The sequence below is a fragment of the Burkholderia sp. Tr-862 genome, from assembly GCF_011753085.1.
GTDB lineage: Bacteria > Pseudomonadota > Gammaproteobacteria > Burkholderiales > Burkholderiaceae > Burkholderia > Burkholderia ambifaria.
This window is the reverse complement of record NZ_VWWG01000040.1, coordinates 21,898-35,622: the sequence shown is the minus strand read 5'-3', so window position 1 is coordinate 35,622 and position 13,725 is coordinate 21,898. Positions and strand designations below refer to the sequence as shown.

Below are 13,725 nucleotides of genomic sequence, written 5' to 3'. Positions count from 1 at the left end.
AGTCGTCAACAGGAGCGAATCACATGGCGCTGATTGACCACCTCGACCATCTCGTCCTGACTTGCGTCGATCCGGAGCGGACGAAGCATTTCTATACGGAAGTGCTGCAGATGCAGCTCGAAACCTTCGGCGCGGGGCGGCTCGCGTTCCGCTTCGGCAACCAGAAGATCAACCTGCACGTGCGCGGCGCGGAGTTCGAGCCGAAGGCGCACGTGCCGGTGCCCGGCGCGCTCGATCTGTGCTTCATCGCGTCGGTGCCGCTCGACGACGTGATCGCGCATCTGCAACGCGTCGAATGGCCGATCGTCGAAGGGCCCGTCGAACGCACCGGGGCGACGCAGAAAATCCGGTCGGTGTACGTGCGCGACCCGGACCTCAACCTGATCGAGATCTCCGAATTGATCTGAGCGGTGCTCGTCGTGCGCTTTGTCGTGCCGCTTTGTCGTACTGCTTGGTCGCGCCGGTCCGCCCGCTTGTTCGCGGGCCGGCAAGACGTGCCAGCCGCGCGGCAGTCCTCCGCCGAAAGTGGACACGTGCACGCCGCTGCCGCCGATTCCGGATAGCGGGCCCCCGTCACGCTGCGGATAATGGTGCAACGGCGCCGGCCCGTCCGGCGCCTTCGCCGCGGGCCCCGCGAATGTCCCGCGTCATCCGCCTATCCGCGTATTCGCCTATCCGACCGGACGCTTTCCGAATGACGATCCTCTATCGTGGCATGGACCGCGCGGCGCTCGACGCCGCCTACCTCAACACGAGAGCCATTGCCGATTTCCCGGCCGTGCTCGCATCGTGCCAGGCACGCAGCAGGGCGCTTTACGACGCGACGCCCGGGCAGCGCGACCTGCGTTACGGCGCGCGCCCCGCGCAGTGCTTCGACTGGCTGCGCTGCGGCCGGCCCGACGCGCCGCTGTTCGTGTTCATTCACGGCGGCTACTGGCAGCACTGCGCGAAAGAGGATTTCGCGTACGCGGCCGCCGGGCCGCTCGCGCGCGGCTTCGACGTCGTGCTCGCGGAATACACGCTTGCCCCGGCCGCATCGATGACCGACATCGTCGGCGAGATCGGCGCGTTGCTCGACTACCTCTCGACCGATCCCGACGGCATCGGCACCGCACGGCGGCCGATGCACCTGAGCGGTCATTCGGCGGGCGGCCACCTGACGGCCGTGCATCGCGCGCATCCGGCCGTCGTGTCGGCGCTCGCGATCAGCCCGCTCGTCGATCTCGAACCGATCTCGCTGTGCGTGCTCGACGACAGGCTGCAGCTCACCGCGCACGAAATCGCCGCGTACAGCCCGCTGCGTCATATCGGGCCCGGCGCGCCGACCGTCGTCGCGGTCGGCGTGGCCGAGTTGCCGGAGCTCGTGCGCCAGGCCCACGAATACGCGCACGCATGCGAGGCGGCCGGCGAGCGGATCGCGCGCGCCTGGCTGCCCGGCATGCAGCACTTCACGGTGCTCGACGATCTCGCGACACCCGACGGCGCGATGCTCGCCGCGTTGCAGGCGATCGCGCCGCGCTGAGCGCGCCGTATTGCACCGCATCGCACCAATTTGCACCGATTCGCGCCGCGCGCGGCCGGGCGTATGATCGGCATCGGGCCGGGCCGGCGTCGTTAATCCGCGCCGCATGGCTTTCCCCAGGACCCTCATCATGGTGAACCCGCTTCATTTCGATCTGCAGTCGCTGCGCGTGTTCGCGCTCGTCGCCGAGCACGGCAGCCTGACCAAGGCCGCCGAACATGGCCAGCTCACGCTGTCCGCGGTCAGCAAGCGGATCGCCGAGCTCGAGAGCGTGACCGGCAGCGCGCTGTTCGTGCGGCATGCGCGCGGCGTCGAGCTGACGCCGGCGGGCCGCGCGCTGCTCGACCATGCGGCGAAGGTCATCGAGCAGGTCAACCGGATGGCGCACGAGATGAGCGACTACGTCGCCGGCGTGCGCGGCCACATTCACGTGTGGACCAACACGTCGGCCATCGTCCAGTTCCTGCCGGCCGATCTCGCCGCCTTCCTCACCGACAACCCGGGCATCAAGGTCAGTCTCGAGGAGCGGCTGAGCCACGAGATCGTCGACGCGCTCGGGTCCGGCAAGGCCGATCTCGGCGTGTTCGCGGACAACGTGCCCGCACCCGGCATCGAACGGCGGCTGTACCGGCGCGATGAGCTCGTGCTGCTCGTGCCGCGCGGGCATCGCTTCGCCGCGCACGACAGCATCCGCTTCGCGGATACGCTCGATGAAGACTATGTCGGCCTGAGCGACGGCAGCTCGCTGCTCGCGCGGATGACCGACGCCGCGTTCGCGGCCGAGCGCTCGCTGAAGCTGCGCATCCAGGTATCGAATTTCGACGGCGTGAGCCGGATGATCGAGGCCGGGCTCGGGATCGGCGTGCTGCCGCGCGACGCGGTGACCGGCGAGCGCGCGGCGCGGCTCGGAGTCGTGAAGCTCGACGACGCGTGGGCGACGCGCACGCTCTGGGTCGGTGTGAAGGCCGGCACCGTGCTGACCACCGACATCGCGAAGCTGTTCGATTTCATGTCGGCACGCTGAATGAGCGGAACGCGCCGCACGCGCGCTGCCCGGGGCACGCATGCGCACGCCCCGGGCAGCGCGTCGCGTCATACCGGGTTGATGTCGTCCTGGCTGCGCCGCGTGGTCAGCGGCCCGAGCACGCGCAACGTGACAGCGACAATGCCGAGCGCGACCGAGATCACGCCGAACATCGCACCCGCGCCGTGTGCGACCAGCACCGGTAGCAGCACGAACGGCAGCGCGCCGCTGACGATGCGCGACAGTGCGTACGTGCTGCCGATTGCGGTCGAGCGTACGCGCGCCGGGAAAATCTCCGCCTGGTACACGTGATAGGCGTTGCTGAACACGTTCGACGCGCAGGTCGTCAGGAAACCGAAGCAGACGATCAACGCCGTATTGCCCGAATACGCGAAGCACAGCCCGAACGCGGCGATCGACAGGATCGATACGATCACGAGCGTGCGCCGCTCGATCCAGTTCAGCAGCGGGATCGACAGCAGCGAGCCAATCGGATAACCGATGAACGACAGCGCAATGAACAGCGTGCTGTCCGTCACGTCGAAACCGCGGCTCTTGACGACCGTGCCCGCGAGCGTGCCGAAGCCGTAATAGCCGAAGCCCTGGAACAGGTGGAACACCGCGAGCATCAGGTAGCGTGCGCCGTAGGGCCGGCGGCGCAGCAACGCGATGCGCTCGCCGAGACTCAGCGGCCGCTGCGGTTCGGCCGACGCCGCGAACTGCTCGGGCGCGCGCACGCCGGCGCTGTCCGCGAAGCGCCGCGCCGCGGCATGCGCCTCCGCCGTGCGGCCCTGCGCGAGCAGCCAGCGCGGGCTCTCCGGCAGCCGGTGCTGGATCAGCAGCACGTATACGGCACCGAGGCTGCCGATCGCGAGGATGATGCGCCAGCCGGCCACGCCCGCGACATGAAGCGGGTTCAGCCATAGCGCGAGGAAACCGACCAGCGGCACCGCGACATATGAAGTCGTATAGGCCCACGCGGCGAGCCGCCCGCGCTTTTCCTTCGGCAGGATTTCGGACAGGAAGCTGTCGGCGACCGGGTAGATCGCGCCGACACCGATGCCCGTCAGGAACCGGCATGCCACCAGCATGTCGGCATTCACCGAGAACGCGCCGATCAGCGAAAACGCGCTGTACCAGACGAGCGTCATCAGGAACGCCTTGCGCCGGCCGATGCGATCCGCGAGACTGCCGAGACACATCGCGCCGACGAACATCCCGATGAATGCCGATGCCAGCAGCAGCTTGAAATCGGCGCTTTGCCGGCTCAGCCCGTATTCGTTCTGCAACGCGGAACCGATCGTGCTGACGAGGAAGATCTCGTACATGTCGAAGAACAGCCCGATGCCAATCACCCAGACGACGAACCGGTGCAGCGCACCGACCGGCAAGTCGTCCATGAATTCGCCGAGCGTGATGCCGCGGGCGGGAAGGGCCGTCGCATCGGCGCCGGCCCGGGCCGCGGGCGGTACGGCGGACGCGGGTCCATCCGCGGTGCCGCCAAGGTCGAGGGATTGGCTGTTCATCGTGTCTCCTGATTATCGATTTGCCGTGGCGCGACGCCCGGCCGTTCGCGGCGGGCCCTGTGGGCCCGGTCGCACGACGCGACGCACGTGCCTGCAAGGCCCGTGAAAGGCCGGATGCGCGGGTGACGCCGATCGTCCGAAACATGGTGGGCGAATTTGCGCGGCGCGATAATTGCGGATGCCTCAAGCATCCTTTCCTGCGCAGAAAGGCTGCGGAACGCCCGCGGGACGGGCGTCGGACGGTGCGGCGGCCGCTGCGGGAACACGAGGGCAGGGAAAACCATGGGTGATGTGGCGCGTGTCTGGCGTTTCGTGATGCCGTAGCGCGCGGTTCGGTATTGGTCAGGTCGGTTGGCGTCGCACAACGCAGCCGCGGGCTGGGCTCCCCCCGCGTTCGCCATCGTCCGTCGATCGATGGAACGCATCGGGCGCGCACGTTGCCACTCATGGCGACGCGCAGGGATCGGAACGCCCGGCCGTCGCGGTCGCACCGGCATCGGCATCGGCATCGGCATGGACCTCGGCGTCGCCCCGTTCATCCCGGACCGTATCGAACGCAACAGCCTGCAACCTTGCCGCCAGGTCGGGCGCGATGCCGAGCTGCGCGGCCGCTTGCTCGCGCGGGCCGAAGGTGCGGACGTCGACGCCGGCAATCTGCTGGAACAACACGAGCGCGCTCAGGTAAGCGCCCGGCATGCCCGGATGCAGATAATCGGGCCGCGAGATCGGCGGGTCGTTCTGTGCATGCATGCCGTACCACAGCAGCGGCGCGCCGGACGGCTCATACGGGTCGGGATCGGCAACACCGGTCGCCCATGCGCGCTGCCATGCGCGGCCGACCGGCGCGACCGCGACGATCGACGGATCGGTGCGGCGCGCGCCATCAAAAGCATCGCGATACGCGGCGACGATCTCGGCGAGACGCTCGACGTAGCGGGCGTGAAAACCGTCGCTGCCCGGCTCGCCCGCGAGCGCTTTCGCGAGATCGGCGCGCGGCCAGGTTTCATACAGATAGACACTCGCTTGCGGCGCCGCCGCACGAATGCCGCGCGCCAGCTTCGCGACGCTCGCGCAGAAACCGGCCGGATCGCTCGCGCGGCTGTGCGTAAGCGCGACCGGCAGTGGCTTGGCGCTCAGTTCCTGCAGGACGACCGCATCCCACGCGGGCCGATCGATCACGTCCGATGCAACGCGGTCATGTTTCGCGAGACTCGTCGCCGACATCGCCTCGAGGTGCACGTCGTAGTCGAGCCCGGCTTCGACGGCAAGGCGCGCGAAGATACCCGGAATTCCGCCCCACGGGCCCGGCTCGCGTTCCGCGCGGGCATCGGTCCGCCCGAAGTTTTCGTCGACGACCTGCGCGGTACCGGCGACGCCCGGGCTGCCGGTGCGCATTGCGCCGTACGAACGCACGGGCGCGTAACGGCCGTGTGTGAGGCTGTCGCCGACGAACAGGATGCGCTGCGGGACGTGGGCCGCCGGCACGTCCGCGGCAAACGCGGCCGCCACCGGCCCGGCGACCAGCAACGCGGCGATGCACGTCAGCGCGCAACGCGTGACCAGGCAATGGAATGAGGGTACGGCAGGCATGTCGGTCATCTCGGGGTTCCGGAAGGACGCGTGGCCGCAGTATTTCACGAAGCGGCGCGACGGGGCATCTGCCGTTCGGCAGACTTGGAGGCGGTTTCCCGGTCCGCTATCCTGAGCGCTGGATTTCTGAAACGCCGGCCCGCCGGCCGCCCCGCGTGCCACCCGCGGCATGCTTCCCGTTTGCGTTCGCGCCGCCCACAGGAGACGCACGACATGATTCCCTCGACCGACAACCGGACGCTGTTGCGCACGCTCGGCATCCGCATCCCGATCATCCAGGCGCCGATGGCCGGCGTCAGCACGCCCGCGCTGGCGGCAGCCGTGTCGAACGCGGGCGGGCTCGGCTCGCTCGGCGTCGGTGCGACGAACGCCGACGGCGCGCGCAAGATGATCCGCGACACGCGCGCACTCACCGACCGGCCGTTCAACATCAACCTGTTCTGCCACCAGCCGGCCCGTGCCGACGCAGCCGTCGAGCGCGCGTGGCTCGACTGGCTCGCGCCCGCATTCCGCGCACACGGCGCGACGCCGCCGGCGTCGCTGTCGGAGATCTATACGAGCTTCGTCGCGGACGATGCGATGCTCGCGATGCTGGTCGAGGAAAAACCGGCCATCGTGAGCTTTCATTTCGGATTGCCGTCCGACGAGGCAATCGCGATGTTGAAGCGCGCGGGCGTCACGCTGTTCGCGACCGCGACGAATCCCGACGAAGCTCGGCAGATCGCCGCGGCCGGCGTCGATGCGATCGTCGCACAGGGCATCGAGGCCGGCGGGCACCGTGGCGTGTTCGACTCGACGGTGCACGACGATCGGCTCGGCACGTTCGCGCTCACGCGCCTGATCGTGCGCGAATGTGCGCTGCCGGTGATCGCCGCAGGCGGCATCATGGACGGCGACGGCATCGCCGCGGCGCTCGCGCTCGGCGCGCAGGCCGCGCAGCTCGGCACCGCCTTCGTCGCGTGCCCGGAAACATCGATCGACGACGGCTATCGCCGCGCGATCCTCGGCGATGCGGCGCGCCGCACGACGTTCACGAGCGCGATCTCCGGGCGGATCGCGCGCGGCCTCGCGAACCGGCTGACCGCGCTCGGCGACGATCCGCACGCACCGGCCACGCCGGCCTATCCGATCGCGTACGACGCCGGCAAGGCACTGCATGCGGCCGCGAAGGCAAAAGGCGAGTTCGGCTACGGCGCGCAGTGGGCGGGGCAGGCGGCGCCCCTCGTCCGGTCGCTGCCGGCGGCCGAGCTGTTCGCGACGCTCGAGCGCGAGACGCGAGCGGCCATCGCGCGGTTGCAGCACGTACTGGACTGATTCCCCGCGCCCGCGCCGCGCGCACCGGCGCTGGGCGAATGTGCCCCAATGCCACCGCAACGCGCGGTGCCGGGCACAAAATTGCAATGTTCTGTATCCGCACGCCGCGCGGATACAGCGCGATACAAAGCATGGGCCCGGGCCCGCTATAAAGCAGACATGACCTCCTGAGGAGCACGACATGTCTGCTACATGGTTCAACGGATCCTGCCATTGCGGCGCCGTGAAATTCGAAGTCCGGACGGCGCTTGCGCCGGCGGTCCGCTGCAACTGCAGCCTCTGCCGCCGCCGCGGCGCGCTGATGAGCCCGATGTTCGACGCAAGCGAACTGAAGATCGTCGCAGGCGAGGGCGCGCTGACGAGCTACCGGTTCAACACGCGCACGGCCCACCACTTTTTCTGCAGCCGGTGCGGCATCTATCCGTTCCACCAGACTCGCAAGGATCCCGCGTGCTGGCGCGTCAATCTCGGCTGCCTCGAGGGCGTCGATCCGTACGCGCTCGAAGCCACGGTCGCCAACGGTGCGAGCCTTTCCGTCGTGGAGGACGCATGAAACGCTGGCTGATGATCCTGCTGTTCGCCGCGGGCGGCCTCGCGACCGAAATCGCCCATCCGGTGCAGTGTTCACTGCTGTCGATCAGCCGGCAGCGGGTCGGCACCCGCCGGGGCCGGAACGACAGCCAGTACTGAACATACAAGCGCGGGCGGGCGCCGCGCGTATCGCATCCTGTTGATCGGAAACGATAATCATGCTTCCGATAAGATCGCACGCGATATATAATCGGTTCATCTGCGACACGATCCCGTGTCGAGGGAGGACGCTCATGAAACCGACCGAAGCACTATCGCCCGCTACGCCGAAACTGTCCGAGTTCCTGTGTTTTGCGATCTACTCGACGAACCTCGCGTTCGGCAAGGCATACAAGCCGATCCTCGAAGAGCTCGGCCTCACGTACACGCAATACATCACGATCATTGCGCTATGGGAGGAGGGCAACCAGACGGTCGGCCAACTCGGCGAAAAGCTGTTCCTCGAATCGAACACGCTGACGCCGATCCTGAAGAAACTCGAGGCGATGGGTTATCTGGAGCGGCACCGCGATCCGTCGGACGAGCGCCAGGTGCTCGTGAGCCTGACGAAAAGTGGCCGCCGCGTGCGCGAGAAGGGGCTCGACATGGACCTCGTCGAAGCCACCGGGTTGAAGCCCGACGAATTCGCGAAGATGCAGAAGGCGATCGTCACGCTGCGCGGCAACCTGATCGATTCGATCGACGAATAGACACGCGCCGGCGGCGCACCTGCCGCCGGCCATTGCCGCAATTTCCGCAATTTCCACACACATCCGGCGATCGCGGCCAACGCACCGCCGCGACCCGGCCGTTACGGACGGCTCTCCTCACGCTCCAGCACCAGCAAATGCATGTCGCGGCGCGTCACGAAGCCGAGTGCCCGATAGCGCTCGATCGCGACGTGATTCGACGTGAGCACGTGCAGGAATGGCGTCTCCGCCCGCGCGCGGATGGTCGCGATCAATGACCGGATCAGTCGGCCCGCGAGGCCCTGGCCCCGAAACGCGGCACCCACGCACACGGCGCTGATCTCCGCATGGCCGGCCGCTCTCAGCCGCTGACCGGTCATCGCGACGAGCCGGCCCTGCCTGCGCACACCGATATAGCCGCCGAATTCGATCGTGCGTGGGCCGAACGGGCCGGGTTCCGTCGCCGCGATCAGCGCGAGCATCTCAGGCACGTCGGCTTCGGTCAGCGGCACATGCTCCGAAGGATCGGCGTCGTCGAGCGTTCCCTGCCAGATCATCTGATGCAGCGTCGCGCGCCGGACCACCGAAAGACCGGCCGGCGTCGGGATCTCGTCCGGCGAGAACAGTGCCGCCGGCCCGTAGGCGTCGATCAGTCCGCGCAACGCGTCGAACGCGGCCGGGCTGCGGTCGGCCATGCCGGCAAATGGCGCGAGCGCCGGCGGAAACCGCCGCGCACGCGCGTCGCCGAGCGCAAAACGGTGCTGCTCGCCGGCGAGCGCATGCCACACGGCGTTGTCGAGCGGATGCGATCCGCCTTCTTCGTGTCCCGCCGTTGCTTCCCGCATCGCATGCTCCTTGATTGAACGCCGTCCGTCGCACAGCATAGACGCGATCGGTCACGCAGGTTGCAGACAAACAAAAAGCGCATGCGATTACATCGCATGCGCTTTATTTGACGGACGGTATCGCCGATTTCGTCGTGACGTTCAATGACCGAAATAGATCGATCGATCGGCCATGCGAATCGCGCTGCGACCGCCGGATTGCGTCGCGCCTTCGGCGTTGCTGCCATAACCGGCTGCCTGCGTGTCGGCCGCCGTCGCGCCGTTGTCGCGAACCCGCTTCAGCGCTGCCTGCAGGTTGTCCGGATAGTTCGGATCGTTCGGGCGATTCGGCAGATAGCCGGCCTGCTGGAGTGCGGCCAGCTCCGCCCGCACCTGCGCGCGCGTCACGGTGGTTTCGGTTGCGAAGGCCGGTGCGGCAACGGAAGCCGACACGGCGACGAGCAGGGCTGCAATCAGTTGAGTCTTCATCATTCACCTCGATAGAAAAGAGCGTATTCAGGGTTGTCCGGGCACGCCGGCAATCAATGTCGGTCGCGGTTTCGTTCAATGGCCGAAGTAGATCGAACGCTCGGCGACACGTGTGACGGCACGGCTGCCCGACTGCGTGACGGCGGCGGCGTCGCTGCCATAACCGGACGTCGCCGTATCGGCCGCGACGGTGTCGTTGGCGTGGATACGCGTCAGCGCGGCCTGCAGGTCGTCCGGATAGTGCGGATCGTTCGCGCGGCCCGGCACATAGCCGGCTTGCTGCAGCTGGACGAGCTCGGCACGCACTTGTGCACGCGTCACGACGGCTTCACTGGCAAAGGCCGGGGCGGCAACGGCGGCGGACACGGCAACGAGAAGGGCAGCAATCAGTTGGGTTTTCATCATTTACCTCGACAAGAATAGGGTGGGAGATTCGTGAAGGCGGCGCCCGGCCGCCCGATGCAATGCTCAGACGATGCGGATCTCGACATCGATGTTGCCGCGCGTCGCCTTCGAATACGGGCAGGTCTGATGCGCGGTATCGACGATGTGCTGCACGACGTCACGATCGAGCCCCGGCACGCTCACGTTCAGGCGAGCCTGCAGAAAGTACGCGTTGCCGCCCATGCCCAGGTCCACTTCGGTGTCCACCGCGAGATCGGCCGGCAGCGTCACCTTCGCCGCGCGCGCCGCAAGCTGCATCGCGCCGATGAAGCAGGCCGACCAGCCGGCCGCGAACAGTTGTTCCGGGTTGGTGCCGGTGCCGGCGCTGCCCGGCGACGACAGCTGGATGTCCAGGCGGCCGTCGGAACTGCGCGCCGCGCCGTCGCGGCCGCCGGAAGTCGTGTGCGTCTTGCCCGTGTACAGCACTTTTTCGATCTTGCTCATCATTCACTCCGTCAGGTTTGAAGGTTTTTTCAGATGCGATTCGATCGCATGCGATGCAGTTTCGTTGAGACGCCGCCTCACGTCAAGCGGATTCGATTAAATCGCGTGCGATATTTTGTATTTCAATGTATCTGGATCGTGTCGAGCCTTGCGGGACAAGGCCCTTCAGCGATCCACCCCTTATATTTAAAAGGCGATGAGGAAGGGAAATCTCACGGCGGGCAGGGCAGACGCCGGTCGGAATGGCCGTTGTCTCGGCGGCGGCGACGCGGTTACGCCGGACGGATTTCGGCGATCACGACCAGGATCACGGCCGCGTCGGCAGGCAACTGGCGCTGGGAAAAGGCCGAGCGAGCGTGTCCGGCCTTGTCGCGCAGCACCGCGGCGAACAGGTCGGAGGCACCGTCGATCACGGCCGGCTGCCCCCAGAAGCCGTCGGCCGACGCCACGTGCCCCTCGACCCGCACGATGTGATGCAGTCGATCGAACCCGCCCAGGTGCTTGCCGATCTGCGCGAGCACGTTCAGCGCCGCGAGCTGCGCCGCGTGCCGACCGTCATCGACGCTCAATTGTTCGCCGACGCGGCCCGTATAGGCCACCTTGCCGTCGGCGAGCGGCAGTTGCCCGGACACGAACAACAGGTTGCCGGCTTCGCTGACGGCCGTATAGCTGCCGAGCGGATGGGGCGGTTCGGGTAGCGTGAAGCCGAGTTCGGCCAGTTTCTGTTCGATCGTCATCGCGTTCTCCTTCGGGGATGATTGACGGGTCTGTCAGTCACTCTAGTGAGGCGGTCGGCGCCGGTAAATATCGTTCACGCAATTGATTTGGCACACGATGTAACGAATCGCGCGCGGCATCGAACGACGAGAACGCGTGCCGGCGAAGCTGGCCGGTGCCGCCCGCCGCGTTCGCCGGTTCGCTGGTTTGCCGCCGGGGATTCATGCACACTCGTTGCTTCGACGTCCCGCGACGCAAGCACCGGACACCGCTGGAGCCGCTTCATGCAACGAAAATTCGACGACCTCCTGCTCGGCAGCATCGAGCTGTTCTGCCTGGCAGCCGAACTCGGCAGCTTCACGCTCGCCGCGACGGCCGCGAGCGTCACGCCGGCCGCCGTCAGCCGGTCGGTCGCGCGGCTCGAGGAGCGTCTCGGCGTACGCCTGTTCGTCCGGACGACGCGACAAATCCGCCTGACCGATTCCGGACGGCGCTACTTCGAGCAATGCCGTGACGCGCTGTCTCAGCTCGTCGACGCCGAGCGCGAGGCAACGGGCCAGCAGGCCACGCCGGCGGGCGTGCTGCGCATCAGCATGCCGACGCCGTACGGACACTATCGGGTGCTGCCGCTGCTGCCCGCGTTTCGCGAGCGCTACCCGGACGTATGCGTCGAAACGCACCTGAGCAACCGCAACATCGACTTCGCCGAGGAGGGTTTCGATCTTGCGATCCGCGGCCGTGCACCGGCGGATTCGAGCCTGGTCGCGCGCAAGCTCGAGGACGCCGAACTCGTCGTCGTCGCGACGCCCGGCTACCTGAAGCGCGCCGGCGTGCCGCGAGCCGTCGACGATTTGCACGCGCACGAATGCATCCAGTTCGAGCTCCCGAGCAGCGGCCGGCCGATTCCGTGGCTGTTCAACGACGGCGCGGCAGAACTCGAAATCGCGACGACCGGCGGTTACGGCACGTCGGGCGACGTCCTCGCAGGCGTCACGCTCGCGCGCAGCGGTGCAGGCCTGTTCCAGACCTACCGCTTCATCGTCGAACGGGATCTGCGGGAGGGCACGCTCGCGGAGGTGCTGCACGGCCAGGGCGGGCGGTCGCGGCCGTTCATGCTGCTGTATCCGCATGCACGCTATCTGTCGTCGCGCGTGCGCGTCTTCGTCGACTTTCTCGTCGAACATCTGGAGCAGGCGCCCGGCAAGCGGGCGCGCTAGCCGCGTGCGGCCGGTGCGCAAACGGCGCGGCTGGGCGGGTAGCAGGCCGGCGCGTGTGACGCCTGCAAGGTCGCCCGACGTGCCGTCGCGGCCGGTCGTCGCGCCATCCGCGCCGGCCGTTCTCACTACTTTGCCGCTCAGTGCCCGGCGCTCTGGCCGCCGTCCACGTGCAGGATCTCGCCGGTGACGAACGGCGCGGAATCGAGATACAGGATCGCGCCGACGATGTCGCTCATCTCGCCCATCCGGCCGACCGGATGCAGCGCTGCGAGCGTTGCATGCGTGTCGGGCGCATGCATCGGCGAGTTGATGATGCCGGGCGACACCGCGTTCACGCGGATACCGGCCTTCGCATACTCGATCGCGAGCGACTTCGTCGCCGCATTGAGACCGCCTTTCGTCAGCGATGCGAGTACCGACGGCACGTTGCTGTTCGCGTGGTCGACGAGGCTCGTCGTGATGCTGACCACATGTCCGCCGCCGTGCCGCTGCATCGCCGCGATCGCGCGCTGCGTGACGTGGAAGAAGCCGTCCAGGTTCACGCGGGTGATGGCCGCATAGTCGTCCGCGGTGTATTGCGTGAACGGCTTCGCGATGAACACGCCGGCGTTGTTGACGAGCGTGTCGAGCCGACCGAAGCGCTCGATTGCGGTGTCGACCACGCGCCGCGCGACCGCCGGATCGCCGATGTCGCCCGCGACGGTGACGAGATCGGGATCGTTCGACGGCCCGATCGAACGGGACGTCGCGACCACCCGATGGCCTTGGGCGCGGAATGCGTTGACCGTTTCAGCACCGATGCCTTGCGATGCGCCGGTGACGATGATGACTTTGGACGTGCTCATGATATGCCTCGACAGGTGACTGGTTTTCGGCTTCAGTGCCGACCGGATCGATGAATCCGATGGACCAGACTCTAGGCGTGTCGGGCCGGAGTTCGAACACCCACCATGGAGCAACAGTCTTGCGTCGCGGGAACAAATGCGGGGAGGGTGTGGGGGCAGCAACGGCGATCGGTGCGGCGGCGGTGTTGGCGCAGGTGGATCGATGTGATGGTCAACGAGCCGGCAATCGGACGAGGACGCGCGTCGAATCGTCGTGAATGCGGGGGTTTGCGCGGTCAAATGCTGCGAACGCCGGGCGCCGGTTTGTTCGTAACACGGCAGGCACTTCGCCAATTTATCGATGCTATCCGGATAACTTTTCTTATCACAATAGCTCGATTAAAAAGACGAACTCACTCAATCCAGAATGCGTCTGACGTGGGGCTCCGGCCGCCGGGTGCGCCGACGGACAGCCGCGGCGACCGCGACGATCCGGGCTGACGCGGTCAGCCAGGCTTACGCAGTTCGCGA

At 67.2% G+C, this 13,725-nt stretch carries 16 protein-coding genes; 8 read left to right on the top strand and 8 right to left on the bottom strand.

The annotated features are described in order from the left end of the window. Window positions 1–23: 23 nt before the first annotated feature. The 3 genes from F3J14_RS14505 to F3J14_RS14495 all read left to right on the top strand — a co-directional run bounded on the left by F3J14_RS14505 (window position 24) and on the right by F3J14_RS14495 (window position 2,546). A complete protein-coding gene (locus tag F3J14_RS14505; RefSeq protein WP_166723579.1) occupies window positions 24–407 on the top strand; it encodes a VOC family protein in 384 nt (127 codons plus the stop codon). 287 nt (window positions 408–694) lie between these two features. Next, window positions 695–1,522, top strand: a complete 828-nt coding sequence (locus F3J14_RS14500; protein ID WP_166723578.1) for an alpha/beta hydrolase — start codon at window positions 695–697, stop codon at window positions 1,520–1,522. Between the two features lie 130 nt (window positions 1,523–1,652). Next, window positions 1,653–2,546 (top strand): LysR family transcriptional regulator, encoded by an 894-nt coding sequence (locus F3J14_RS14495; RefSeq protein WP_166723577.1) that lies wholly within the window; start codon window positions 1,653–1,655, stop codon window positions 2,544–2,546. A 68-nt stretch (window positions 2,547–2,614) separates the two neighbouring features. Here F3J14_RS14495 and F3J14_RS14490 read toward each other — a convergent pair whose 3' ends face one another. Both F3J14_RS14490 and F3J14_RS14485 read right to left on the bottom strand, forming a co-directional pair. Continuing rightward, window positions 2,615–4,072: an MFS transporter gene (locus F3J14_RS14490; protein WP_166723576.1), complete on the bottom strand. Its 1,458-nt coding sequence runs from the start codon at window positions 4,070–4,072 to the stop codon at window positions 2,615–2,617. Between the two features lie 444 nt (window positions 4,073–4,516). Next, the gene (locus tag F3J14_RS14485) at window positions 4,517–5,671 is read right to left on the bottom strand and encodes a hypothetical protein (RefSeq protein WP_166723575.1); all 1,155 of its coding nucleotides are present in this window, start codon (window positions 5,669–5,671) and stop codon (window positions 4,517–4,519) included. Window positions 5,672–5,875: 204 nt separating this feature from the next. Here F3J14_RS14485 and F3J14_RS14480 point away from each other — a divergent pair, with 204 nt between their 5' ends. The 4 genes from F3J14_RS14480 to F3J14_RS14465 all read left to right on the top strand — a co-directional run bounded on the left by F3J14_RS14480 (window position 5,876) and on the right by F3J14_RS14465 (window position 8,256). Next, on the top strand, window positions 5,876–6,976 hold the full coding sequence (locus F3J14_RS14480; protein ID WP_166723574.1) for a nitronate monooxygenase: 1,101 nt from the start codon (window positions 5,876–5,878) through the stop codon (window positions 6,974–6,976). A gap of 181 nt (window positions 6,977–7,157) precedes the next feature. Then, the gene (locus F3J14_RS14475) at window positions 7,158–7,529 is read left to right on the top strand and encodes a GFA family protein (protein WP_166723573.1); all 372 of its coding nucleotides are present in this window, start codon (window positions 7,158–7,160) and stop codon (window positions 7,527–7,529) included. Then, entirely contained in the window at window positions 7,526–7,666 is a 141-nt protein-coding gene (locus tag F3J14_RS14470) for a hypothetical protein (protein WP_166723572.1), read from the top strand. The genes F3J14_RS14475 and F3J14_RS14470 overlap by 4 nt, the downstream gene beginning before the upstream one ends. Window positions 7,667–7,800: 134 nt before the next feature. Beyond that, a complete protein-coding gene (locus tag F3J14_RS14465; protein WP_166723571.1) occupies window positions 7,801–8,256 on the top strand; it encodes a MarR family transcriptional regulator in 456 nt (151 codons plus the stop codon). A 101-nt stretch (window positions 8,257–8,357) separates the two neighbouring features. On the opposite strand, the gene F3J14_RS14460 is transcribed toward F3J14_RS14465, so the two are convergent. The 5 genes from F3J14_RS14460 to F3J14_RS14440 form a co-directional block, all read right to left on the bottom strand. Next, complete coding sequence (locus F3J14_RS14460; protein WP_166723570.1) at window positions 8,358–9,080, bottom strand: GNAT family N-acetyltransferase; 723 nt, start codon at window positions 9,078–9,080, stop codon at window positions 8,358–8,360. Window positions 9,081–9,221: 141 nt separating this feature from the next. After that, window positions 9,222–9,551, bottom strand: a complete 330-nt coding sequence (locus F3J14_RS14455) for a DUF4148 domain-containing protein (protein ID WP_166723569.1) — start codon at window positions 9,549–9,551, stop codon at window positions 9,222–9,224. Window positions 9,552–9,623: 72 nt separating this feature from the next. Beyond that, entirely contained in the window at window positions 9,624–9,950 is a 327-nt protein-coding gene (locus F3J14_RS14450) for a DUF4148 domain-containing protein (protein WP_166723568.1), read from the bottom strand. Between the two features lie 66 nt (window positions 9,951–10,016). Continuing rightward, on the bottom strand, window positions 10,017–10,436 hold the full coding sequence (locus tag F3J14_RS14445) for an organic hydroperoxide resistance protein (protein ID WP_006754192.1): 420 nt from the start codon (window positions 10,434–10,436) through the stop codon (window positions 10,017–10,019). Between the two features lie 272 nt (window positions 10,437–10,708). After that, window positions 10,709–11,173: a RidA family protein gene (locus F3J14_RS14440; RefSeq protein WP_166723567.1), complete on the bottom strand. Its 465-nt coding sequence runs from the start codon at window positions 11,171–11,173 to the stop codon at window positions 10,709–10,711. Window positions 11,174–11,437: 264 nt separating this feature from the next. On the opposite strand from F3J14_RS14440, the gene F3J14_RS14435 reads away from it, so the two are divergent. Next, the gene (locus F3J14_RS14435) at window positions 11,438–12,370 is read left to right on the top strand and encodes a LysR family transcriptional regulator (protein WP_166723566.1); all 933 of its coding nucleotides are present in this window, start codon (window positions 11,438–11,440) and stop codon (window positions 12,368–12,370) included. 137 nt (window positions 12,371–12,507) lie between these two features. Here the strand turns inward: F3J14_RS14435 and F3J14_RS14430 are convergent, their stop codons facing one another. Next, complete coding sequence (locus F3J14_RS14430; protein ID WP_166723565.1) at window positions 12,508–13,215, bottom strand: SDR family oxidoreductase; 708 nt, start codon at window positions 13,213–13,215, stop codon at window positions 12,508–12,510. Window positions 13,216–13,725 lie beyond the last annotated feature (510 nt).